The sequence below is a fragment of the Pseudomonas sp. ANT_J12 genome (genome assembly GCF_008370045.1).
Taxonomy (GTDB): Bacteria; Pseudomonadota; Gammaproteobacteria; order Pseudomonadales; family Pseudomonadaceae; genus Aquipseudomonas.
On the sequence record NZ_VOBN01000028.1, the window covers coordinates 49,952 to 69,958 of the forward strand.

A 20,007-nucleotide genomic window follows, 5' to 3' on the forward strand; every position below is an offset into this window, starting at 1 on the left:
GTCCGCGTTTGAATGGGACGCGGAGCGTCCCGGGCTGCATTCCCACGGGTCGCGTGGGAACGATCAGTTACCTCAGGTCAAACCCGGAACTGATCCATCAAACTCTGCTGCTGGTTGGCCAGGCTGTTAAGCGACTGACTCACTCTGGCCGATTCATTCGCCTGCCCCGACAACGATTCGGTCACATCGCGGATGGTCGCCACGTTGTTGTTGATCTCCTCGGCCACCGCGCTCTGTTCCTCGGCGGCGCTGGCGATCTGCAGGTTCATGTCGGTAATCACCGTCACCGCATCACCAATCTGGCGCAGGGCAGTCACGGCCTGGCTGACTTGCTCGACGCTGCTCTGGGCCTGGCGATGGCTGTTGTTCATCGAGCCGACCACCTCCTGGGTACCGCTCTGCAATTGCTCGATCACCTGACGGGTTTCCTCCACCGATTCCTGGGTACGCCGCGCCAGGTTGCGCACTTCGTCGGCGACCACGGCAAAACCGCGACCGGCTTCACCGGCCCGGGCCGCCTCGATGGCGGCGTTGAGGGCCAGCAGGTTGGTCTGCTCGGCGATCGCACGAATCACTTCCAGCACCGAACCGATCTTCTCGCTATTCGCCGCCAGGCCTTCGACTTGCACCATCGCCGCGCTCATGTCGGCGGCGAGGTTGTCGATGCTGGTGGTGGTGCGGTCGATCACGGTCAAGCCCTGACGGGTCGCCTGATCGGCATCGCGCGCCGCATGCGCCGCCTGGGCCGCGCTGCGGGCGACGTCCTGGGCGGTGGCGCTCATTTCGTGGGACGCGGTGGCCACCTGATCGACCTGACGGTATTGCTGCTCCATGCCGGCGCTGGTCTGGGTGGCGATGGCGGAGGATTGATCCGCCGTGCTGCGCGCGTCCTGCACCGAGCGTTTTACCTCGGCGATGATCGGTTGCAGCTTGTCGAGGAAACGGTTGAACCAACCGGCCAACTGGCCCAGTTCGTCCTTCTTGTCGTAGGCCAGGCGCCGGGTCAAATCACCTTCGCCGCTGGCGATGTCTTCGAGCATGTGCGCCACGCCGAGGATCGGCTTGGTCACGCTGCGCGCCATCAACCACACCAGCAACAGGCCGATCAACGCGGCGAGTACGCCCAGGCCGAGTTCGACCAGGGTGCCGGCGCGGTTGCTTTCATCCAGCTGTTTTTCCAGCGCTTCGGCCGGGCCGACCAGGACTTTCTCCGGCACATCGAGCAACACGCCCCACGACTTGCCGCCCGGAATCGGCTGGAACGGCGACAGCACTTTCAACTGCTCGTTGCTGTGCAGGCTGGTGGTTTTGCTGCTGGTGCCCAGCATCCGGATCAGCTCGGCGCCGTTGATTTTGTCCACGGCGTCCAGACGCTGGCTGAGCTTGCTGGCGTCCGGGCTGTAACCGGCGAGCAACCCGACCGGGCTGAGGATGCTGACGCTGGTCTGGCCGTCATAGAGCTTTTTGCTCGCGCCCTGACTGACCGCTTGCAGGCTGTTGAGGTTGATGTCCACCGACAACGAGGCGATGACTTTGCCGTTGACCATCAGCGGGAACACGATGCTGGTCATCAGCACGTTCTGGCCGTCGATCACATAGAAGTAGGGTTCGATCACGCACGGCTTGAGCGTGGCGCGCGGGCAGGTGAACCAGGCGTTGGCCGCTTCGCCGCTGGGGCCGGTGCTGGTGTCGGCCATGTCGGTTTCGGGCAGCGACATCGAGGTCAGTTTGCCCGGTGTCGGCTGCGACCAGTACAGGGCAAAGCGGCCCTTGTCGTTGCTGCCGAGCTCGGCCTGACCGGCGAACAGTTCGTCCTTGCCGTCCAGCGCGTTGGCTTCGAACACCAGGGACAGCCCGAGCAGTTCCGGGTTGGCTTGCAGCGCCGACTTGACCTGGCGGGTCAGGTCTTCGCGCAGGTCGAAGGCATCGAGAAAACGCTTCTCGGCCTGCTCGCGCAGGAACAGCACCTGGCGCGAGAAGCCGTGGCCATATTGATAGGCGTCCATGAACTGCTGGCGAATCCCCAGCGCCTGGTTTTCACCCTGGGACTCGATCCGCGCCTGGGCGGATTCGGTGAGCATCTCCATGCTCGACGCCTTCACCAGCGCGGAGCTGTGCTCCATGCGATACAGCGAAAGACCCACCAGCAGGGTCACGATACCCGCCAGGCACAGCCCGGCCAGCAGGGTGATTTTCCATTGGATGGAGAGTTGTCTGAGCGACATGGAGAGACGTCCTTATTCGATATTTATCTGAGACTTTGCACTGTAACGGCGCAAAAGCAGCTTTCTTGAGCGACAAGCTGCAAGCGGCAAGCGAGAAACACAAAAGCTTGCAGCTTCAGACTTGCAGCTTGCGGCTGCTTCCTTCACAGTGCGCGCCCTCTAATAAAACCCATTCCTAATTTCGCTGGCGGCGCTTTGCAGACTGCCGGCGGAGCTCATTCCGCTTGCCTTGAGGTAACGATGATTAATGCTGTAATTGCCGCGGTCGGCGTCATGCTGGTGCTCAGCCTGTCCCGCGTGCATGTGGTGATCGCGCTGATTGTCGGCGCTCTGGTGGGTGGCCTGACCGGTGGCCTGGGCATCGGCGCGACACTGAAAGCTTTCAACAGTGGCCTCGGCGGCGGGGCGACGGTGGCGTTGTCCTATGCCTTGCTCGGTGCCTTTGCGGTGGCGATTGCCAAGTCCGGCCTGGCCCATGCCCTGGCGGACAAAGCCTTGGCGATGGTTGATCGTCAACACGCCAGCGGCGGCGGTTCGGTCAAGTGGCTGCTGATCGGCTTGCTGTGGGTGGTGGCCATCGCTTCCCAAAACATTCTGCCGATACATATCGCCTTTATTCCGTTGCTGGTGCCGCCGCTTTTATATGTGCTGACCAAACTGCAACTGGATCGGCGCTTGATCGCTTGCGTCATGACCTTTGGCCTGATCACGCCGTATATGTTCCTGCCGGTGGGCTTCGGCAACATCTTCCTGAATGAAATCCTGCTGGCCAACGTCGCCCGCAGCGGCGTCGACATCAGTGGCATCAACGTCACCCATGCCATGGGCATTCCGGCGTTGGGCATGGTGGTGGGCCTGGCCGTCGCGTTCATCAGCTACCGCAAGAAACGCGTCTACGACCTGGAAAAAATCGAGAAAGTCGAGCAGGTCGCGGTGGAGTACAACCCGCTGAGCCTGATGGTCGCCGGCGTGGCCATCGCGGCGGCGTTCATCATTCAGTTGCTGCTGGATTCGATGATCATCGGTGCGTTGGCGGGTTTCCTGATCTTCTCGGTGTCGGGCATCGTGAAGTGGCGCGACACCGACGACCTGTTCACCGAAGGCATGAAGATGATGGCGATGATCGGCTTCATCATGATCGCCGCCTCGGGGTTTGCCGAAGTGATGAAAGCCACCGGTGACGTGCAGTCGCTGGTGCAGGCTTCGGCGTCGTGGATTGGTCACAGCAAAGGCGTCGGCGCGTTGTTGATGTTGCTGGTCGGCCTGCTGGTTACCATGGGCATCGGCTCGTCGTTTTCCACCGTGCCGATCCTCGCGGCGATCTTCGTGCCGTTGTGCGTGCAATTGGGTTTCAGCCCGATGGCGATCGTCTGCATCGTCGGCACGGCCGGCGCCCTGGGTGACGCCGGTTCCCCTGCCTCGGATTCGACTCTCGGCCCGACCTCCGGTTTGAACATCGATGGCCAGCATCACCACATCTGGGACACGGTCGTCCCGACTTTCCTGCATTACAACCTGCCGCTGCTGGCGTTTGGCTGGGTAGCGGCGATGGTCCTCTGATCGCGCCCCCTGTAGGAGCGAGGCTTGCCCGCGACGGCACATTTAGCATTGATGTGACTGACACACCGCCTTCGCGGGCAAGCCTCGCTCCTACAAGGGACTTGTAGTCGATGATTCAACTTTTGATCCGGCCTGCCGTTAAAGCCTTAACCACGCCAATAAAATCAAAAGAGTGAACCGTCATGCGCATGAGCCTGAAGGCTAAAGTCCTGTCCCTTGCCGTTCTCCCGGTGTTGCTCTTTGCCCTCGTCATCAGCCTGACCACGTTGTTCATCCTGCAGGAACAGGCGCGCAAGGAAGTCGAGGAAACCCGTCAGAACCTGCTCAAGGACGCCAAGGCGACCCTGCAAAGCTACGTCGCCGTGGCCATGACCGCGATCAAGCCCCTTTACGACGCCGCCGCCCCCGGCGATGACGCCGCGCGGGCGCAAGTGGTCAAGTTGCTGTCGAGCATCAGCTACGGCAAGGACGGCTACTTCTTCGGCTACGACTCCAACACCGTGCGCCTGTTCAAGGCCAACAGCCCCGAAGGCGTGGGCCAGAGCTTCAAGGACAACCGCGACCCGAACGGTGTCTACGTCAACCGCGACCTGGTGAAAGTCGCGAAGGACGGCACCCACTACCTGCAATACAGCTCGCCGCTGCCCGGCAACAGCCAGGTGCTGGTGCCCAAGCTCGGCTATACCGAATACCTGCCCAAGTGGGACATGGCGGTCGGCACCTCGGTCAATCTCGATGGCATTGAAGCCCAGGTGGCGCTGGTGCAGGCCAAGGTCACCGAACGGATGGAAGGCGTGGTGCTGAGCATCGTCGGGATTGCGGTCATCGTGTTGTTGGTGATCGCGGCGGCGGGGATGCTGCTGGCCAATGCGATTCTGCGGCCGCTGAACCTGATGAAAGCCAACCTCGACGACATCGCGGCGGGCGAGGGCGACCTGACCCGGCGCCTGACCATCACCAGCGAAGACGAGCTCGGGCAACTGGCCGGCTCGTTCAACCGCTTCGTCGACAAGATCCATGGCCTCGTGCGTCAAATCACCGAAATGACTTCGCAACTGACCGGGCTGGTGAATCAGGTGTCCGATCAAGCCCAGCGCTCGGATCAGGCGATGGAGCGTCAGCGTCACGAGACCGATCAAGTCGCCACGGCGATCAACGAAATGTCCGCCGCCGCCCAGGAAGTGGCCAAGAGCGCGCAAAACGCCGCCGTCGCTGCCCAGCAAACCGACGCTGAAGGCCAGGCCGCCAAGCGTGTGGTGGCCGGCAGCATCGTGAAGATTCATGCGTTGGTCGATGACATTCGCACCAGCGGCGTGTCCCTCGACAGCCTGCAAAAAGACGTGTCGTCGATTGTCAGCGTGCTCGGGGTGATCCGCTCGATTGCCGAGCAGACCAACCTGCTGGCCCTCAACGCCGCCATCGAAGCCGCCCGCGCCGGTGAGGCCGGGCGTGGTTTTGCGGTGGTGGCGGACGAAGTGCGGGCGCTGGCCAGTCGCACACAGATCAGTACCCAGGAAATCCAGGGCATGATCGATCGCTTGCAGGCGGGTACTCAGTCAGCCGTGGAAGCGATGCGCCGTTCCAGCGAGGCCGGTGACGGCACTTCGGCCCAGGCCAATGAGGCGGGGGCCTCCCTGGACACCATGGCGCAGTTGATCGGCACCATCAACTCGATGAACGCCCAGATCGCCAGCGCCGCCGAAGAACAGACGGCCGTGGCGGAAGAGATCAACCGCAGCGTGCATCAGATCGCGGTGGCGGTGGACAGCGTGGCGGATGAAACCCAGCTCGGCGCGCAGACCTCGCGCAGCCTGGCAGACCTGGGTCAACGGCTGGGTAAACTGGTCGGCCAGTTCCGGATCTGAATCCCTCATCGCGGGCAAGCCATGCTCCTACAAGAGCAGATTGTGCGACCACCGACTGTAGGAGCAAAGCTTGCTCGCGAAGGCGTACTTGAGGGCGCCTTCGCCGGCAAGCCTGGCTCCTACAGAAAGCAATTTGCATTGTTGTCAGGGCCTGTCCCAATACGGCACCACCCCAAAACACTCCACATAAAAATCGATCACCGTCCTGACCTTCACCGACAACCGGCGGCTCCCCGGCCACAGCACCGCAATCTGCTGCGGCTCAAGGCTGTTGGACACCTGATAGTCCTTCAGCACCGGCACCAGCGTCCCCGCACGCACCGCTTCGCCAATCAGCCACGACGGAAACATCACCAGCCCCAGCCCCTGTTCGGCGGCTTGGGTCAGGGTGTCGGCGTGGTTGCCGGTAATCGGACCTCGCACCGTGTAAGGCGTCCAGTCCTGCTGACCCTGACGAAAGAACCAGCGCTGCTGCCCGGTCACGCCTTTGTAGGCCAGGCATTGATGAGCGGCGAGGTCTTCGGGGTGTTGCGGGATGCCATGGCGTTCTAAATACGCGGGGCTGGCGGCCACTTGAAAGCGATGGGGTGCGAGGATCCGCGCCTGCATGCTCGAATCGTGCAACGGGCCGATGCGGAACAGCAGGTCAGCACCTTCCTGCAACGGGTCGACATAGCTGTCGGTCTGCTGGATATCCAGTTGCAGCTTCGGGTAACGCTCGCAGAGTTGCCCCAGCCACGGCGTCAGATGCCGCTGGCCAAACACCACGGGCGCATTGATCCGCACCAGGCCGCTGGGTTCGCTTTGCTGTTCCTGCAACGCCTGCTCGGCCTCTTCCAGTTGCACCAGCACCAGCCGCGCGTGATGGCCGAGCATCCGTCCGGCCTCCGTCGGCGTGACCGCGCGGGTGTGGCGGTAAAGCAATTGCTGGTTCAGCGCCTGTTCCATCAACTGGATCTGCCGGGAAATCGAAGAGGGCGCCAGGCCTTCGCGGCGGGCGACTTCGGAAAAACTGCCGTGGTCGAGCACCGCGACAAATAGCCGAAGTGCCTTGAATCCCAGCTCGTTGAGGCCGTGCATGGTTATTCCTGCTGTGCGAGTTGCGCAAAAGTGTTGTCTGGATGCTCCCATTTATCGCAAAGGATCGCCAGCCGATAATGCGCGCCACTTCTAACGCCGCGGATCCTGTGGAAGTGAGCTTTTGTGTCGAGGGGGCTTGCCCCCGTTGGAGCGCGAAGCGGTCCTGAAAAAGCAGGCCTGCTGCGCAGTCCAACGGGGGCAAGCCCCCTCGCCACAAAAGCCCGTTCCCACATGGACCGCGTCTTAACTGAAAACTCGCAGGTTTTTCTTATGCAATCTTCTTCAATCGATGACATCGGCGTTGCTACAGCGCCAACCACCAAACCCGGGTTGCGCCTGTTGCTGCTGCCGCTGGTCATCCTGGCCGGCATGGGCCTGTCCGTGGAGGCCGGTTTGCTCGGGCCGCTCGGGGTTCAGGTCGGGCACCTGTGGGCAACCCTGAGCATTTTCGGCGTCGGCTCGGCGATTCTGTTTCTGCTGTTGTTGTTCAGCGGCCCGCAGCAAGGGCCGGCGCTGAGTGAATTGCCGCGCTGGCAGTTGATCGGCGGTTTTCTCGGGCCGATCTACGTGGTGGTGCTGACCCTGGCCACGCCCTCTATCGGCATCGCCATGACCATGATCGCGATCCTCTCCGGCCAGGTCGGTAAAAGCGTGCTCATCGACCACTTCGGCTGGTTCGGTGCGACACGCAAAAAGGTCAACGGTGAACGCTGGCTCGCTTTGCTGCTGATCGTCGCGGCACTCGTTTTGATCGCAAGGGGTTGATGATGAATCTGATTATTTTGTTGGCGGTGGTCGTGGCAGCTGGCGCGGTGTTGAGTGTCCAGGCGGCGATCAACGGGCGCCTGGGGGAAACCGTCGGCGTGTTGCGCAGCAGTTTGCTGACCTTTGTGGTCGGCGCGATTGTCACCGGGTTGCTGATCCTGTTTTTCGAACCGGCCCATGCCGTGAGCCTGCTGGACGTGCCGAAATGGCAGCTCAGCGGCGCGCTGTTCGGCGTGGTGTACATGATGGTCATGGTCGGCGCGGTGCCGCGAGTCGGGACGGCGGTGGCGACCGTGGCGGTGATCGTCGGGCAACTGGGCATGGGCATGCTGATCGATAACTTCGGCTGGCTCGGCAACCCGGCGATTGAGTTGTCCGGCAGCCGGGTCCTGGCGATGGTGTGCCTGGCGTTGGCGTTGGTGTTCATGTATCGCAGCAGCACTCGCCAGGCATAACGGCGGTCAACTCCTACACTGGTTAATACGGTGCGGCCCCGTCGCACTGGACGACCACAACCCTGGAGTCCGTCCCATGATCGACAGCGAAAGTACCTGCGACTGCCCCAAATGCTCCTGCAAACTGGGCCAACATCCCATTGCGCGCCACGGCAAGCACTACTGCTGCGAAGCCTGCGCCAAGCACCATGCCGGCGGTGAAGAGTGCGCCGGCAAGGGCTGCAAATGCGCCCACGGCTGACGCTTCGTCGCAAAAAAAATGGAGCCTCTGGGCTCCATTTTTTGCTTCAGACGTTCCTTGTCCTCCCTATGAAAATTAGCTCGCCGGTCGCCACTTGACGTTCTCGACGCCAAATTTCTCCGCCAGCGGTTTGCTGGTTTTTTGTACTTTTTCACGACCGAATCGTGGTATTCGCCCGACCCCGGCGTCGCAACTTGCCCAATGCCAAGCCTCCGCGTTGTCCATCTTGTCCTGGCGGATAATGAAAGACTTGGGGACGCCATGAAGGGTGTATTCAATGACGAAGAGTTTTGCGTTGTTCATAAAGCCCGTATTCCTCCCTGTGGTAATAGAGGGATCGCAGGCGGCGCGGAAAATTCACTCGGATTGTCAGACGGCGGTGTCACTGGCGGCGCGCCAGACGCCTCGTTACCATGGCGACTTCCGCCAACCCCAATGAACGCTGCCCATGGCCCTCGCCGCACCGCCTGACCTGACTGACACCGATGTGCCCGTGCAACCGCTGGCGCGGACCTACCCGCGCGGCTTGTTCATTGAGCCCCATGAGCATGTCTGGGGCCAGTTGTTGTATGCGATGAGCGGGGTGATGTGGGTCGAAACGCCGCACGAAGCCCTGGTGGTTCCGCCGCAACGGGCGGTGTGGCTGCCGCCGGGCGTGCCCCACGGGATTCGGGTGGTGTCGGACTTGCAGATGCGCAACATCTACCTGCGACCGACGCTGGCGGCGACCCTGGATGACAGCGTGCAGGTGATCGAGGTCGGCGGGCTGCTGCGTGAGTTGATTATCGGGCTGGTGGAGCAGGGCGACGACGGTGCGCCTGAATACTACGAGGCGCTGGTCGGCCTGGCCCTGCTGGAACTCAAGCGGGCCAAACGCTCGCTGTTGAAAATCCCGTTGCCGGACGATTCTGATCGACGTTTGTTGAACCTGTGCCAGGCGGTCATGGCCGCGCCGTCCCTGGACATCGCGTTCGAACAACACGCCGAAAACACCGGGGCCAGCGTGCGCACCCTGGCGCGACTGTTCAAGGACGGCTTGGGCATGGGCTTCGCCGAATGGCGGCGCCAGGTGCAATTGGCGACGGCGGTGGCCGAGTTGATCCAGGGGGTGTCGATCAGTGCCATCGCCCGGAAACTGGGGTACTCGCCGAGCAGCTTTAGCGACATGTTCCGCCGGGAACTGGGCGTTGCGCCTTCGCAATTCAACGCGAATCGTTAAGACGAACCCTGACCCTGTAGGAGCGAGCGGTGCGACGATTCGACTTGCCCGCGAAGGCGACGGCACATTCAATATTGATGTGACTGACACACCGCCTTCGCGGGCAAGTCGAATCGTCGCACCGCTCGCTCCTACAGGTAGGGTGGTGTTTGCGGGTCTTTGGCCGATATTCAGAAGCCCTTGGCCGATTGGTTTCGCAGCCTTTCCCTAGACTCTGCACATACCCCCTGTGTCACGGAGTCTGTCATGAACTACCTCATCTCACTGGCCATCGGCCTGGGCGTCGGTCTGCTCTACGGCGCGCTGGATTTTCGCTCGCCGGCACCCCCGGCCATCGCGCTGGTCGGGCTGCTGGGCATGCTCGCCGGCGAGCAGTTGTGGCCCATGGGCCGGCAGTTGATCGCCGGCTGGTTCGCTTGAAACCCTTCAACCCTTCAATGGACGTGTCCCCATGAAAGCTTTGCAATTCGACAAAACCGGCGACCTCTCGGCCCTGCGCTACGTCGAGGTCCCCACCCCCGTGGCCGGCGATGGTGAAGTGCTGGTGCAGATCAAGGCTGCCGGCCTGAACCCCAGCGATGTGAAGAACGTGCTCGGGCGTTTTCCCTACACCACGTTGCCACGGATTCCCGGTCGGGATTTCGCCGGGGTGGTGGTGCAAGGCCCGCAGGCATTGATCGGCCAGGAAGTCTGGGGCACCGGGCGTGAGCTGGGCTTTTTCGCCGACGGCTCCCATGCGCAATTCGTCAAGTTGCCGGCCAACGGCGTGGCACTGAAACCGACGCACCTGAGTTTCGCCCAGGCCGCCAGCCTCGGCGTGCCCTACACCACGGCGTGGGATGCACTGGAACGCAGCCTGGTGACGTCCGGTACGCGCTTGCTGGTGATCGGTGGCGGGGCGGTGGGCAGTGCGGCGCTGGCGCTGGCCAAGGTGCGCGGTGCACAAGTGCTGGCGGCGGCGCGGCGGGTCGAGCAGGTCAAGGAGTTGCAGGCCCAGGGTTATCAGACCCTGCAACTGGACAAGCCCGAAGACCTCGGCGCCCAGGTGAATGCCGTGTATGCCGGCGGCGCCGATGTGATCTTCGACACCACCGGTTTCTGGCTGCCGGCCTCGGTTGCGGCACTGGCGCCGTTCGGCCGCATTGCGATCATCGCCGCGCCGGTGGACGGTCACGTGCAATTGCCGGCGCTGGCGTTGTATCGCAAGGGCGGTTCGGTGGTGGGGATCAATTCACTGCTGTACGGCGTTCAAGCCTGTGCCGCGATGCTGGATCAGTTTGGCCAGTTCTTCGATCAGGATCTGTTGCCGTTGCCCCAGGGGTTGGTTGAGTCGCCGTTGGCGCAGGGATTGGAGCGTTATGCCGAGGTGAATGCGGGCGGTGGCGACAAGGTGATTTTGTTGCCATAGCCGATAGATGTGTTGAATGGTCTGGCGCCTTCGCGGGCAAGCCTCGCGCCTACAGGGATCACGTAACCCATGTAGGAGCGAGGCTTGCCCGCGAAGGCGTCCTCAAGCCGGACTCAAGCCGGACTCAAGCCTCAGGCACCCCTTTCTCCCAAGCCGACCAATTCTTCAAAATCTCCTGCACCAACGGATTCCCGGTGCGATAGAGATTCTCCAGCGCCGGCACAAACCCGCCCTGGTCCGCGTACTTGAGCAAGTTATCCACTTCACTCTGCCCCGGCGCCGGGCGGTCGAAGTCGGAACCGGCGCGCACCACCGCCAGGCGCTGCACATCCACCAACCCCTCACGGCTGGCCCGCAGCAGGGCTTCGTAGGTGGAATTGTCTTCCTGCTGGGTCGTGCAGTACTCGCCTTTGTTATCCGTCAGCAGCTTGGTCCAGACCTCGGCGCGCTCGCTCAAACGCGTGCCGGAGAACCAGGTATTGCCCGCCGCGGTATCGCACTTCGTGACTACCGGCGCCAGATTGGCCGGGGCCGACGGGTACTTCAAACGCCACGCCGCCGACTCCTTGCTCTCCGCCAGCTCGACTTTATGAGACAGGGCAAACGCCTTGGCCTGCAACTTCGGATTGAGCTCGAAGACTTCGGTCTTGTAGTCCAGCGGCGGTTTTTCGTTCGGGCCCTTGGTGTTGATGCCGATGTAACCGGTCGGCCAGTCTTTTGGCGCATCCCGGGAATCGATCTCCCACTGGGTGCCGAACTCCACCAGGTAATGCGCCCACGCGGCGGTACCGATGGTCCCGTGCTTGGGGCTGATGCCGGCAATCCCGGCGATCAGGAAGTAGCTTTTGCGCAGGTCGAATTTCGAAGACAGCGCCAGGGCCAACGTCGATGCCGCGGCGTTGGTCTGGCCCATGCCGGTAACCATCAGGCACACCTGCTGCGCGTTGCAGCGAATCGTCGGGTACTCGGCGGACAGCCCCGGCACGCGGATTTCCTGCTTGAGTTCCAGGCGCTCGATCCAGTGCTGCGCCTCGGGGGCGAACATGGTGATCAGCATCACTTTCGGCTGGATCGGTGCTTCGGCGGCCCAAACGGCAGAAGAAAGCAGGGTGCCGCAGGCCAAGCCAACGGACAGGGAAAGACGAGTAATTGCGTGCATAAAAAATCTCCATGACTGAACGCATGACAAACCGCTTGCAGCTTGTCGCTTGAAACTTGCCGCTTAAAACTGATAACCGATGCCGGCGTAGTAACCCCAGCCGTTGGAACGGGCCTTGAAGTCGCCATCGCCGAAATTCAACTCGCTGCCATCCTCCCAGTTGCCGCCGTTGTGGAAGTAACGGCCGACCAGGGTGAAACGCAGGTGGGTGAACGAGTACAGCAACACGTTGGTGGCCACGGTGGCGTTGGCGGTGCGGGCCGGGTTGTCCTTGTGCAGGTCCGAGCCGAAGTCGAAGTTGGTGAAGCCGATGTAGGTCAGCGACGCGCCGTTGCTGAAGCTGCTGATGGGCACGATGTATTTCAGTTGGGCGCGGTAGCCGTCCCAGGAATATTCGTTGCTCGCCCCGTAGTTTTCCCACTGGTAGCGACCGTAGAAGTTCGCCGACAGGTTGACCCTCGAGTGGGTGTCGATGTCGGTGCCCAGGCCGCTGTACAAGGTGTTGGCGCGATTGCGGGTGTTGCTGCCGTGGTCGTAGATCCAGTCAAACGCCACATACCATTCCTTGAACGGCCCGACGGCCAGGCTGCGGCCGGCCAGGTAATCGATAGAGATCCGCGGTTCATGCTCCATGAACAGCGGCGAGCCGTGGTCCCACGCGCCCTTATCGTGGCTATTGCCGATGTCGAAAATCTTCGGGATGTCGACGTAGCCATACAGCTCGAACGGCCCCTTGCGCCCGAAGTACTCGTACTCCAGATACACATCGTCAGAAGGTTGCGGGCCGAAGCTGATGTCCTTGCTGCCGATGACCGTCAGGTCCTGGTTGAACCAGTCCGACAGGTACGCGCCTTTTTTCGGCGGGTTGGCTTCCGGGCTGAGTGCTTCGCCCTGAGCTGACTCTTCGGGGAGGACGGGTTGCGCCAAAACGGTGCTGCTGAGTAGTCCTGTAACGCTGGCCAGTAGCAAGGAAACAGCAAACGAGCGCGAGCAAGTCACGCGGCTGGACGTGCGATGCATAAAAGTCCCTTTTCGTGCGGATCGAAGGCCCGGTTTTTCGGGCTTGCGCGGTTAGGTAGCGAAAATGCCGTTATCGGCGACTCGCAAACGTTTGCACATCTCATACCAATTGTTTCAATTCCATGAAAACTCGAAGAAAACGGGGTTTTTTCTGTCCTCTCGATCAGCTAACGAGATTCCGGCGTTCTGGTCCTCAGTGGCGCCAACACCTACAGCGGCGGCACCACCGTCAGCGGCGGTACGTTGGTCGGTAACACCACCAGCTTGCAGGGTCGCATCCTCAACAATGCGCGGGTGATGTTTGCCCAGACCCGGCAACGGGTGCGGTACCGGTGATGTGGTCAAGCAAGGCGCCGGATCGCTGCTGTTAGAGGGCGATCATGCGTTCAGCGCTGCCGATCTGCCGGATACCGCGTTCCTCGATACCGCGCTGATCTACCGCGCCAACGAAGTGGATCTGACCGTCAGTCGCAACCAGGCTTCCTTCGCCGACGTCGCGGCGACCGGCAATCAGCGTGGCGTGGCTTCGGCCTTGAGCCGCAATGGCCTGGCCGGTGCCGAGTTGCAGAACCAGATCGTCAACCTCAGCGGCGCCGGGGCGGTTTTTTTTTCCGCGATATGTGGTTTTTTGTGGCGAGGGGGCTTGCCCCCGTTGGGTTGCGACGCGACCCTAAAACCAGAAACGCCATTTATTCAGACATACCGCCTGTACTGGTTTCACGACTGCTGCGCAGCCGAACGGGGCAAGCCCCTCGCCACCGTTAATGGGTGGCACTCCGCGCTCTGCTAGAATCGCCCGCATTGATCCCACGAGGTGCACCCCCATGAGCGAGCCGATTCGCCTGACCCAATACAGCCACGGCGCAGGATGCGGTTGCAAAATTTCGCCCCAGATCCTGGAAGTGATTCTGGCCGGCAGCGGCGCGCAGAACCTCGACCCCAAGCTCTGGGTCGGCAATGCCTCGCGCGATGACGCGGCGGTGTATGCCATCGACGACGAGCGCGGCGTGGTCTCGACCACCGACTTCTTCATGCCGATTGTCGATGATCCGTTCGACTTCGGCCGCATCGCCGCCACCAATGCGATCAGCGACATCTACGCCATGGGCGGCGATCCGTTGATGGCGATTGCGATCCTCGGCTGGCCGGTCAATGTACTGGCCCCGGAAATCGCCCGGGAAGTGATTCGCGGCGGCCGTTCGATCTGCGACGAGGCGGGCATTCCCCTGGCCGGCGGGCATTCCATCGACGCCCCGGAACCGATCTTCGGCCTGGCCGTCACCGGGCTGGTGCAAAAGCGCCACATGAAACGCAACGACACCGCCACGGCCGGCTGCCTGCTGTACCTGACCAAACCCCTGGGCATCGGCATCCTCACCACCGCCGAGAAGAAGGGCAAGTTGCGCCACGCCGACATCGGCCTGGCCCGCGACTGGATGTGCACCCTGAACAAACCCGGCAGCCGCTTCGGCAAACTCGACGGCGTCACCGCGATGACCGACGTCACCGGTTTCGGCTTGCTGGGGCACCTGGTGGAAATGGCCGATGGCAGCCAGCTCACCGCGCGCATCGAATACGACCGCGTGCCGCGCCTGGCCGGCGTCGAGTATTACCTCGAACAGGGCTGTGTGCCCGGCGGCACCTTGCGCAACTTCGACAGCTACGCCAGCAAACTCGGGCGCTTGCAGGAACTGCACAAACGCGTGCTGTGCGATCCGCAAACCAGCGGTGGCCTGTTGATTGCGGTCACGCCTGGGGGTAACGAACAGTTCCTCGCCGTCGCCGCCGAGCTGGGCCTGAACCTTGAGCCGATCGGTGAACTGGTTGAGCGACAGACCAACGCGGTCGAGGTGTTTTGATGTCTATCGACTACACCGATTACCGCGACCTCTTTCTCAACGACCGGCCGATGATGGATGCGCGCGCGCCGGTCGAGTTCCTCAAGGGCTCGTTCCCCGGCGTGATCAACCTGCCGCTGATGAACGACCACGAACGGCAACGGATCGGCACGTGCTACAAGCAACACGGCCAACAAGCGGCGATCACGCTGGGGCATCAGTTGGTGTCCGGCGCGGTCAAGGCCGAACGCATCCAGGCCTGGGCCGATTTTGCCCGGGCTCATCCTGACGGGTATTTGTATTGTTTTCGCGGCGGCTTGCGCTCGCAGATCGTCCAGCAGTGGCTCAAGGACGAGGCAGGCATCGACTATCCGCGGGTCGGCGGTGGCTACAAAGCCATGCGCAGCTTCTTGCTGGACACCACGGATCAAGCCGTGGCCCAGTGCGATTTCGTCTTGCTCGGCGGCATGACCGGCACCGGTAAAACCGAAGTGCTGACGCAGTTGAGCAACGGCCTGGACCTGGAGGGCTACGCCAATCACCGGGGTTCGAGCTTCGGCAAACGCGCCACCGGCCAGCCCTCCAACATCGACTTTGAAAACCGCCTGGCCGTGGACCTGCTGAAAAAGCGCGCCCGGGGCATCGAGCAATTCGTACTGGAAGACGAGAGCCGCGCGGTGGGCAGTTGTGCCTTGCCGTTGCCGTTGTACCAGGGCATGCAGCAGTTTCCGATGGTCTGGCTGGAAGATAGCCTGGAAGGGCGGGTCGAGCGGATCCTGCGGGATTACGTGGTGGACCTGTGTGCCGAGTTTATCGGCGTGCACGGCGAGGAAGGCTTCGGGCTGTTTTCCGAGCGCTTGCTGGAAAGCCTGAACAACGTCCAGAAACGCCTCGGCGGGGAGCGTCATCGGCGGATGTTGCTGTTGATGGAAGACGCCTTGGCCGAGCAGGCGCGCAGTGGCGCGGTGGACTTGCACCGGGGCTGGATCGAGGGATTGTTGAGCGAGTATTACGACCCGATGTATGCGTTCCAGCGCGAGAAGAAAGGCGCGCGCATCGAGTTTGCCGGGGAGCGGGGGGCGGTGTTTGAGTATCTGCGCGAGCGCGGCAGTCAGCGGGTTTGAGGGTGTTTTTGCCGGCCTCATCGCGGGCAACCCATGCTTCTACAGGTCATGCGTCGTGCCGAATCATGTGACCGACGCAAAACCTGTAGGAGCAAGGCTTGCCCGCGAAGGCGTCCTCACAGACGCCAACTGCCCTAAAGCAATGCCGCCCCAATCAACCCGCTGATTACCCCGATCCCCATGGTCATCAGCGCCACGCTGACCAATACCCGCGTATCGAAATCCTTGCGCAGCATCAGCAGCGACGGCAGGCTGATGCTCGGCAGGGTCATCAGCAGCGCGACCGCCGGGGCGGTGCCCATGCCCAGGGTCATCATGGTTTGCACGATCGGGATTTCGGCGGCAGTCGGAATCACGAACAGCGTACCGATGATCGCCAACGGCACCAGCCACAGCAGGCTGTTGGCCATGGCGCCATCGATGTGCGGAAACACCCAGACCCGTACCGCGCCCAGCACCAGCACCGCCAGGATGTAGATCGGAATGGTGCTCCAGAACAATTGCCAGATCGTCCGGCCCCAGCGGGTCAGGAACGGTTGCGTATTGGTTTCGCTGGCATCGACCACGGCCTCGACGGCGGCTTCAGGCAAGGTCTCCGGGCCGGCGATCCGCTGGGCCACCAGCGACACACCGAACACCAGCACGATGCCCGCCACCAGGCGCAACGCCGTGAACCCCCAGCCGAGCACGAAGCCCATGAACACCAGCGTGGCGGGGTTGAGCACCGGGTTGCCGATCCAGAAGGCCAGCGCCGCACCCACCGAGACGTTCTGCCGACGCATGCCGGCGGCCACCGGGGCGGCGCAGCACGAACACATCATGCCGGGCAGGGCGAACAGGCCACCGCGCAGGGTCGAGGCAAACCCGGCGCGACCGAACAGGCGCAGCAGCCAGTCGCGGGGAATCAACACCTGCAGCAGGGAACCGAGAATGACCGCCAGGACGGCGGCTTTCCAGATCGCCAGGAAATACACCTTGGCGTAGGCCAGGGCGGCGGTCAGGGGATCGGACAGTTGGTCATTGATGATCGAGGCGCCGATGCTGTGGTTGTCAGCGGCGACGAAGGCCTTGAAGTAGTAGGGCGACCACTTGACGTAGTAGAGGCCGACGCAGGCGACCAGCAGGAACAGGGCGGGTTTCCACCAGAACGACCAGCCCCGGGCGGGGACGGCTGTGGATGAGAGCGACATGGCGAGGTTCCGGACAAAGGAGAGATGGGTTCATGATAGCCCAGCGCCTTCGTACGTGTGGCCCCGACAGTGCGTGGGACCTGGGGGACCTGTTATGTAGGACAGTTCTGCGAGCCGTTATCCAGCCCTTGTTTATAGGTGTGGCTGACCAGGCTGGCCTTGCCGTTGTGCCAGGTCAGGGTCAGCACGTACAGCGAATCGTAGTCACTGGACTCCCAGTCGTCGGTGATGTTCTGTTTCTTGCCCACCGCGTCGCCGGCAACCTTGTTGATCAACTCCGGCAGGTAGCCGTGGGACCAGGCGGTGTAGATGATCGAGTTGTGATACTTGTCGTGCAGCAATTCGTCCGCCAGATCACTGGTGTCGTTGGCCGAGTATTCGATGTTCACCGGCAGGCCGAGCTTGATGGCGCTGGGGCTGATGGTCATCAGCGGCCGAATGTAGCTGTAGGAATTGTCCAGTTCGCCTTCCTCGACATTGCGTGTCGGGTTGGCGGCAAACACGTAATCGGCCTTGCCGAATTTTTCCGGGAGCAGGGTGGACAGGTTGATCGCCCGGTTCAAACCCTGGCAATTGAGCTGACCCAGGCCGCCGTCGGGTTTTTCGGCGTGGCGCAGGAATACCAGCGTCTGGGTGCCGTCGGCCGGTTGGGCGCGGCTTTCGCTGGACTCAAGCGACAGGAACAGCGCGCTGGCCGCCAATAACGAGGGCAGAAAGACATACGCGCGACGTTTGAAGCGTTGGACAAATTTCGAAAGGTTCATCATTGAATAAAGGGATCTTCAGCGCATTCGATTAAGGCTGACAAACCTTTACACCGCGCGCTCCCAGCAGCGGGTGTTTTCCATGTCGTTAAGCCGGTCCGTTTCGTAAAAGGCAATGTTCAGAGTCCTCTGAAGCCCATTGGTTCGATGACGGCGGGTTGGCAGCACTTTAGCCGCAACCTTCGCTGGGTTGGCCGAAGGTTATCGACAGGATGTTGCGGATTTATGGACGCCGGCACGATTGCGTATGCCGCATCGGCCGGTCCTCCATTATGATCAGCGCTCCAATGTCTGCGCGGATCACCCCATGACCGATCTCTCTGCGTTCCCGATCCACCAAAAATGGCCGGCCCAATTCCCCGAGTGGATTCAGCTCTACTCCTTGCCGACCCCCAACGGCGTCAAGGTTTCGATCATGCTGGAAGAGATCGGTCTGCCGTACGAGCCGCATCGTGTGGGCTTCGAAACCAATGATCAGTTGTCGCCGGCGTTCATGTCGTTGAACCCCAACAACAAGATCCCGGCGATCATCGACCCCCACGGCCCAGGGGATCAGCCACTGCCGTTGTTCGAGTCCGGGGCGATCCTGATCTACCTCGCCGACAAAAGTGGCCAGTTGCTGGCCCAGGAATCGGCGGCGCGCTACGAGACGATCCAGTGGTTGATGTTTCAGATGGGCGGTATCGGGCCAATCTTCGGCCAGGTCGGTTTCTTCAACAAATTCGGTGGCAAGGACTACGAAGACAAGCGGCCCCTTGAGCGCTACGTCGAAGAAAGCAAGCGCCTGCTCAACGTGCTCGACCAACGCCTGCAAGGACGCGACTGGATCATGGGCGAGCGCTACACCATCGCCGACATCGCGACGTTTCCGTGGATACGCAACCTGATCGGCTTCTATGAGGCCGGGGATCTGGTGGGTATCAAGAACTTCCCGAACATCACGCGGGTGCTGGAGCGCTTCCTGGCGCGCCCGGCGGTCATGCGCGGTCTGGAAACTCCCAAGTAAGTTTTTTGAGCCAAGGAAGGTCATGCGTTCATTTCCCTTCAAGCAAGTCGATGTCTTCAGCCGTACACCGCTCAAAGGCAACCCGCTGGCCGTGGTGTTCGGCGCTGACGAACTCAGCGATGAGCGCCTGGCGGCGTTCGCGAGCTGGACCAATCTCAGCGAAACCACGTTCGTGCTCCAGCCTCGGGACCCCCGGGCCGACTATCGGGTGCGGATCTTCACCACCCTGCAAGAGCTGCCATTCGCCGGGCATCCGACCTTGGGCACCTGTCACGCCTGGCTTGAGGCCGGTGGCGTGCCCAAGGGCGAGGAGATCATTCAGGAGTGCGGCGTGGGGCTGGTGCGGGTGCGTCGGCAAGGTACGGAGCTGGCGTTTCTGGCGCCACCGCTGCTCAAGACCGGTCCGGTCGAGGCCGAGGTGGTGGAGCGGGTCCGGCTCGGGCTGGGATTGGCGACGGGGGCGATTGTGCGAGCGCAATGGGTCGATAACGGGGCCGGGTGGCTGGCGGTGATGGTCGCGGATCGGCAGCAGGTGCTGGATTTGCAACCGGATCATGCGCACATGCTCGGCCTGGCCGTTGGCGTGATCGCACCGTGGCACCCCGAGCGCGATGGCGAAGAGGCGCAGTTCGAAGTGCGTGCGTTCATCTCCGGCGACGGCATGCCGGAAGACCCGGCCACCGGCAGCCTCAACGCCGGGATCGCCCAATGGCTGCTCAGCGAAGGGTTGGCGCCGGCGTCCTACGTGGTCAGCCAAGGCTTGACCATGGGCCGCGCCGGGCGGATTCAGGTGGATCAGGTCGGTGACGAGATCTGGATCGGCGGCGCCGTGGTGACCTGCATCGACGGCACCCTGACGCTGTAGCTGATCTTCGGGATAAACCCAATACCCTGTGGGAACGGGCTTTTGTGGCGAGGGAGCTTGCTCCCGCTGGGTTGCGAAGCGACCCCAAAAGCTTTGCGACTGCTTCGCAGCCGAGCGGGAGCAAGCTCCCTCGCCACAAAAGCCTGCTCCCACAGGGTTAGTGTCAGCGTTGCGCGGTCTTGCTGACCGCTGCGCTGTTGTCGTGGATCAACTGCGTGATCAT

General features: G+C 62.1%; 18 protein-coding genes and 4 pseudogenes. 14 read left to right on the plus strand and 8 right to left on the minus strand.

Features of this window, described 5'->3' with window-relative positions:
* Positions 1-77: 77 nt before the first annotated feature.
* Positions 78-833 (minus strand): methyl-accepting chemotaxis protein, encoded by a 756-nt coding sequence (locus FQ192_RS35210; RefSeq protein WP_372242375.1) that lies wholly within the window; start codon positions 831-833, stop codon positions 78-80.
* A gap of 102 nt (positions 834-935) precedes the next feature.
* Positions 936-2,225 (minus strand): annotated as a pseudogene (locus tag FQ192_RS35215) (HAMP domain-containing protein); the annotation flags it as partial.
* Positions 2,226-2,468: 243 nt separating this feature from the next.
* Here FQ192_RS35215 and FQ192_RS30875 point away from each other — a divergent pair.
* The 3 genes and pseudogenes from FQ192_RS30875 to FQ192_RS35225 all read left to right on the plus strand — a co-directional run.
* Complete coding sequence (locus FQ192_RS30875) at positions 2,469-3,785, plus strand: Na+/H+ antiporter family protein (RefSeq protein ID WP_178129292.1); 1,317 nt, start codon at positions 2,469-2,471, stop codon at positions 3,783-3,785.
* A 188-nt stretch (positions 3,786-3,973) separates the two neighbouring features.
* Positions 3,974-4,744, plus strand: a pseudogene (locus FQ192_RS35220) (cache domain-containing protein); the annotation flags it as partial.
* A gap of 393 nt (positions 4,745-5,137) precedes the next feature.
* Positions 5,138-5,650, plus strand: a pseudogene (locus FQ192_RS35225) (methyl-accepting chemotaxis protein); the annotation flags it as partial.
* Between the two features lie 144 nt (positions 5,651-5,794).
* On the opposite strand, the gene FQ192_RS30885 reads toward FQ192_RS35225, so the two are convergent.
* The gene (locus FQ192_RS30885) at positions 5,795-6,730 is read right to left on the minus strand and encodes a LysR family transcriptional regulator (RefSeq protein WP_149661922.1); all 936 of its coding nucleotides are present in this window, start codon (positions 6,728-6,730) and stop codon (positions 5,795-5,797) included.
* Between the two features lie 270 nt (positions 6,731-7,000).
* Between FQ192_RS30885 and FQ192_RS30895 the strand changes: the two genes are divergently transcribed.
* From FQ192_RS30895 to FQ192_RS30905, 3 genes are all read left to right on the plus strand, one after another.
* Positions 7,001-7,495 (plus strand): DMT family transporter, encoded by a 495-nt coding sequence (locus FQ192_RS30895; RefSeq protein WP_149661923.1) that lies wholly within the window; start codon positions 7,001-7,003, stop codon positions 7,493-7,495.
* A 2-nt stretch (positions 7,496-7,497) separates the two neighbouring features.
* Positions 7,498-7,950, plus strand: a complete 453-nt coding sequence (locus FQ192_RS30900) for a DMT family transporter (RefSeq protein WP_149661924.1) — start codon at positions 7,498-7,500, stop codon at positions 7,948-7,950.
* A 76-nt stretch (positions 7,951-8,026) separates the two neighbouring features.
* Positions 8,027-8,191 (plus strand): metallothionein, encoded by a 165-nt coding sequence (locus FQ192_RS30905; protein ID WP_149661925.1) that lies wholly within the window; start codon positions 8,027-8,029, stop codon positions 8,189-8,191.
* Between the two features lie 75 nt (positions 8,192-8,266).
* Here FQ192_RS30905 and FQ192_RS30910 read toward each other — a convergent pair whose 3' ends face one another.
* Entirely contained in the window at positions 8,267-8,494 is a 228-nt protein-coding gene (locus FQ192_RS30910) for a DUF6555 family protein (RefSeq protein ID WP_133840608.1), read from the minus strand.
* Between the two features lie 145 nt (positions 8,495-8,639).
* Here FQ192_RS30910 and FQ192_RS30915 point away from each other — a divergent pair, with 145 nt between their 5' ends.
* The 3 genes from FQ192_RS30915 to FQ192_RS30925 all read left to right on the plus strand — a co-directional run bounded on the left by FQ192_RS30915 (position 8,640) and on the right by FQ192_RS30925 (position 10,818).
* Entirely contained in the window at positions 8,640-9,410 is a 771-nt protein-coding gene (locus tag FQ192_RS30915; protein WP_149661926.1) for a helix-turn-helix domain-containing protein, read from the plus strand.
* A gap of 246 nt (positions 9,411-9,656) precedes the next feature.
* Complete coding sequence (locus tag FQ192_RS30920) at positions 9,657-9,830, plus strand: DUF1427 family protein (protein WP_133840606.1); 174 nt, start codon at positions 9,657-9,659, stop codon at positions 9,828-9,830.
* Positions 9,831-9,861: 31 nt separating this feature from the next.
* The gene (locus FQ192_RS30925; protein WP_149661927.1) at positions 9,862-10,818 is read left to right on the plus strand and encodes a zinc-binding alcohol dehydrogenase family protein; all 957 of its coding nucleotides are present in this window, start codon (positions 9,862-9,864) and stop codon (positions 10,816-10,818) included.
* Positions 10,819-10,942: 124 nt separating this feature from the next.
* On the opposite strand, the gene FQ192_RS30930 is transcribed toward FQ192_RS30925, so the two are convergent.
* Together FQ192_RS30930 and FQ192_RS30935 are read right to left on the minus strand one after the other, a co-directional pair.
* The gene (locus FQ192_RS30930) at positions 10,943-11,977 is read right to left on the minus strand and encodes a purine nucleoside permease (protein ID WP_149661928.1); all 1,035 of its coding nucleotides are present in this window, start codon (positions 11,975-11,977) and stop codon (positions 10,943-10,945) included.
* A gap of 63 nt (positions 11,978-12,040) precedes the next feature.
* Entirely contained in the window at positions 12,041-12,997 is a 957-nt protein-coding gene (locus FQ192_RS30935) for a nucleoside-specific channel-forming protein Tsx (RefSeq protein WP_149661929.1), read from the minus strand.
* Positions 12,998-13,171: 174 nt separating this feature from the next.
* On the opposite strand from FQ192_RS30935, the pseudogene FQ192_RS35230 reads away from it, so the two are divergent.
* The 3 genes and pseudogenes from FQ192_RS35230 to mnmH form a co-directional block, all read left to right on the plus strand.
* Positions 13,172-13,598 (plus strand): annotated as a pseudogene (locus tag FQ192_RS35230) (autotransporter-associated beta strand repeat-containing protein); the annotation flags it as partial.
* A 223-nt stretch (positions 13,599-13,821) separates the two neighbouring features.
* Entirely contained in the window at positions 13,822-14,856 is a 1,035-nt protein-coding gene (gene selD, locus FQ192_RS30945) for a selenide, water dikinase SelD (RefSeq protein WP_149661930.1), read from the plus strand.
* Entirely contained in the window at positions 14,856-15,959 is a 1,104-nt protein-coding gene (mnmH, locus tag FQ192_RS30950) for a tRNA 2-selenouridine(34) synthase MnmH (RefSeq protein ID WP_149661931.1), read from the plus strand. Before selD ends, mnmH begins: the two co-directional genes overlap by 1 nt.
* A gap of 134 nt (positions 15,960-16,093) precedes the next feature.
* Here mnmH and FQ192_RS30955 read toward each other — a convergent pair whose 3' ends face one another.
* Both FQ192_RS30955 and FQ192_RS30960 read right to left on the minus strand, forming a co-directional pair.
* Positions 16,094-17,149 carry a permease gene (locus FQ192_RS30955; RefSeq protein ID WP_149661932.1) on the minus strand — a complete coding sequence of 352 codons (1,056 nt, stop codon included), beginning with the start codon at positions 17,147-17,149 and terminating at the stop codon, positions 16,094-16,096.
* A gap of 92 nt (positions 17,150-17,241) precedes the next feature.
* Positions 17,242-17,916 carry a histidine phosphatase family protein gene (locus FQ192_RS30960; protein WP_149661933.1) on the minus strand — a complete coding sequence of 225 codons (675 nt, stop codon included), beginning with the start codon at positions 17,914-17,916 and terminating at the stop codon, positions 17,242-17,244.
* 304 nt (positions 17,917-18,220) lie between these two features.
* On the opposite strand from FQ192_RS30960, the gene FQ192_RS30965 reads away from it, so the two are divergent.
* On the plus strand, positions 18,221-18,919 hold the full coding sequence (locus FQ192_RS30965) for a glutathione S-transferase family protein (protein ID WP_149661934.1): 699 nt from the start codon (positions 18,221-18,223) through the stop codon (positions 18,917-18,919).
* Positions 18,920-18,941: 22 nt separating this feature from the next.
* Positions 18,942-19,784 (plus strand): PhzF family phenazine biosynthesis protein, encoded by an 843-nt coding sequence (locus FQ192_RS30970; RefSeq protein ID WP_149661935.1) that lies wholly within the window; start codon positions 18,942-18,944, stop codon positions 19,782-19,784.
* Positions 19,785-20,007 lie beyond the last annotated feature (223 nt).

What these genes read in the sequence shown, in the direction of transcription:
- FQ192_RS35210 (WP_372242375.1), bottom strand. Translation starts at nt 833, where the DNA reads ATGGAGCAGCAATACCGTCAGGTCGATCAGGTGGCCACCGCGTCCCAC.
- FQ192_RS30885 (WP_149661922.1), bottom strand. Translation starts at nt 6,730, where the DNA reads ATGCACGGCCTCAACGAGCTGGGATTCAAGGCACTTCGGCTATTTGTC.
- FQ192_RS30895 (WP_149661923.1), top strand. Translation starts at nt 7,001, where the DNA reads ATGCAATCTTCTTCAATCGATGACATCGGCGTTGCTACAGCGCCAACC.
- FQ192_RS30900 (WP_149661924.1), top strand. Translation starts at nt 7,498, where the DNA reads ATGAATCTGATTATTTTGTTGGCGGTGGTCGTGGCAGCTGGCGCGGTG.
- FQ192_RS30905 (WP_149661925.1), top strand. Translation starts at nt 8,027, where the DNA reads ATGATCGACAGCGAAAGTACCTGCGACTGCCCCAAATGCTCCTGCAAA.
- FQ192_RS30910 (WP_133840608.1), bottom strand. Translation starts at nt 8,494, where the DNA reads ATGAACAACGCAAAACTCTTCGTCATTGAATACACCCTTCATGGCGTC.
- FQ192_RS30915 (WP_149661926.1), top strand. Translation starts at nt 8,640, where the DNA reads ATGGCCCTCGCCGCACCGCCTGACCTGACTGACACCGATGTGCCCGTG.
- FQ192_RS30920 (WP_133840606.1), top strand. Translation starts at nt 9,657, where the DNA reads ATGAACTACCTCATCTCACTGGCCATCGGCCTGGGCGTCGGTCTGCTC.
- FQ192_RS30925 (WP_149661927.1), top strand. Translation starts at nt 9,862, where the DNA reads ATGAAAGCTTTGCAATTCGACAAAACCGGCGACCTCTCGGCCCTGCGC.
- FQ192_RS30930 (WP_149661928.1), bottom strand. Translation starts at nt 11,977, where the DNA reads ATGCACGCAATTACTCGTCTTTCCCTGTCCGTTGGCTTGGCCTGCGGC.
- FQ192_RS30935 (WP_149661929.1), bottom strand. Translation starts at nt 12,997, where the DNA reads ATGCATCGCACGTCCAGCCGCGTGACTTGCTCGCGCTCGTTTGCTGTT.
- selD (WP_149661930.1), top strand. Translation starts at nt 13,822, where the DNA reads ATGAGCGAGCCGATTCGCCTGACCCAATACAGCCACGGCGCAGGATGC.
- mnmH (WP_149661931.1), top strand. Translation starts at nt 14,856, where the DNA reads ATGTCTATCGACTACACCGATTACCGCGACCTCTTTCTCAACGACCGG.
- FQ192_RS30955 (WP_149661932.1), bottom strand. Translation starts at nt 17,149, where the DNA reads ATGTCGCTCTCATCCACAGCCGTCCCCGCCCGGGGCTGGTCGTTCTGG.
- FQ192_RS30960 (WP_149661933.1), bottom strand. Translation starts at nt 17,916, where the DNA reads ATGATGAACCTTTCGAAATTTGTCCAACGCTTCAAACGTCGCGCGTAT.
- FQ192_RS30965 (WP_149661934.1), top strand. Translation starts at nt 18,221, where the DNA reads ATGACCGATCTCTCTGCGTTCCCGATCCACCAAAAATGGCCGGCCCAA.
- FQ192_RS30970 (WP_149661935.1), top strand. Translation starts at nt 18,942, where the DNA reads ATGCGTTCATTTCCCTTCAAGCAAGTCGATGTCTTCAGCCGTACACCG.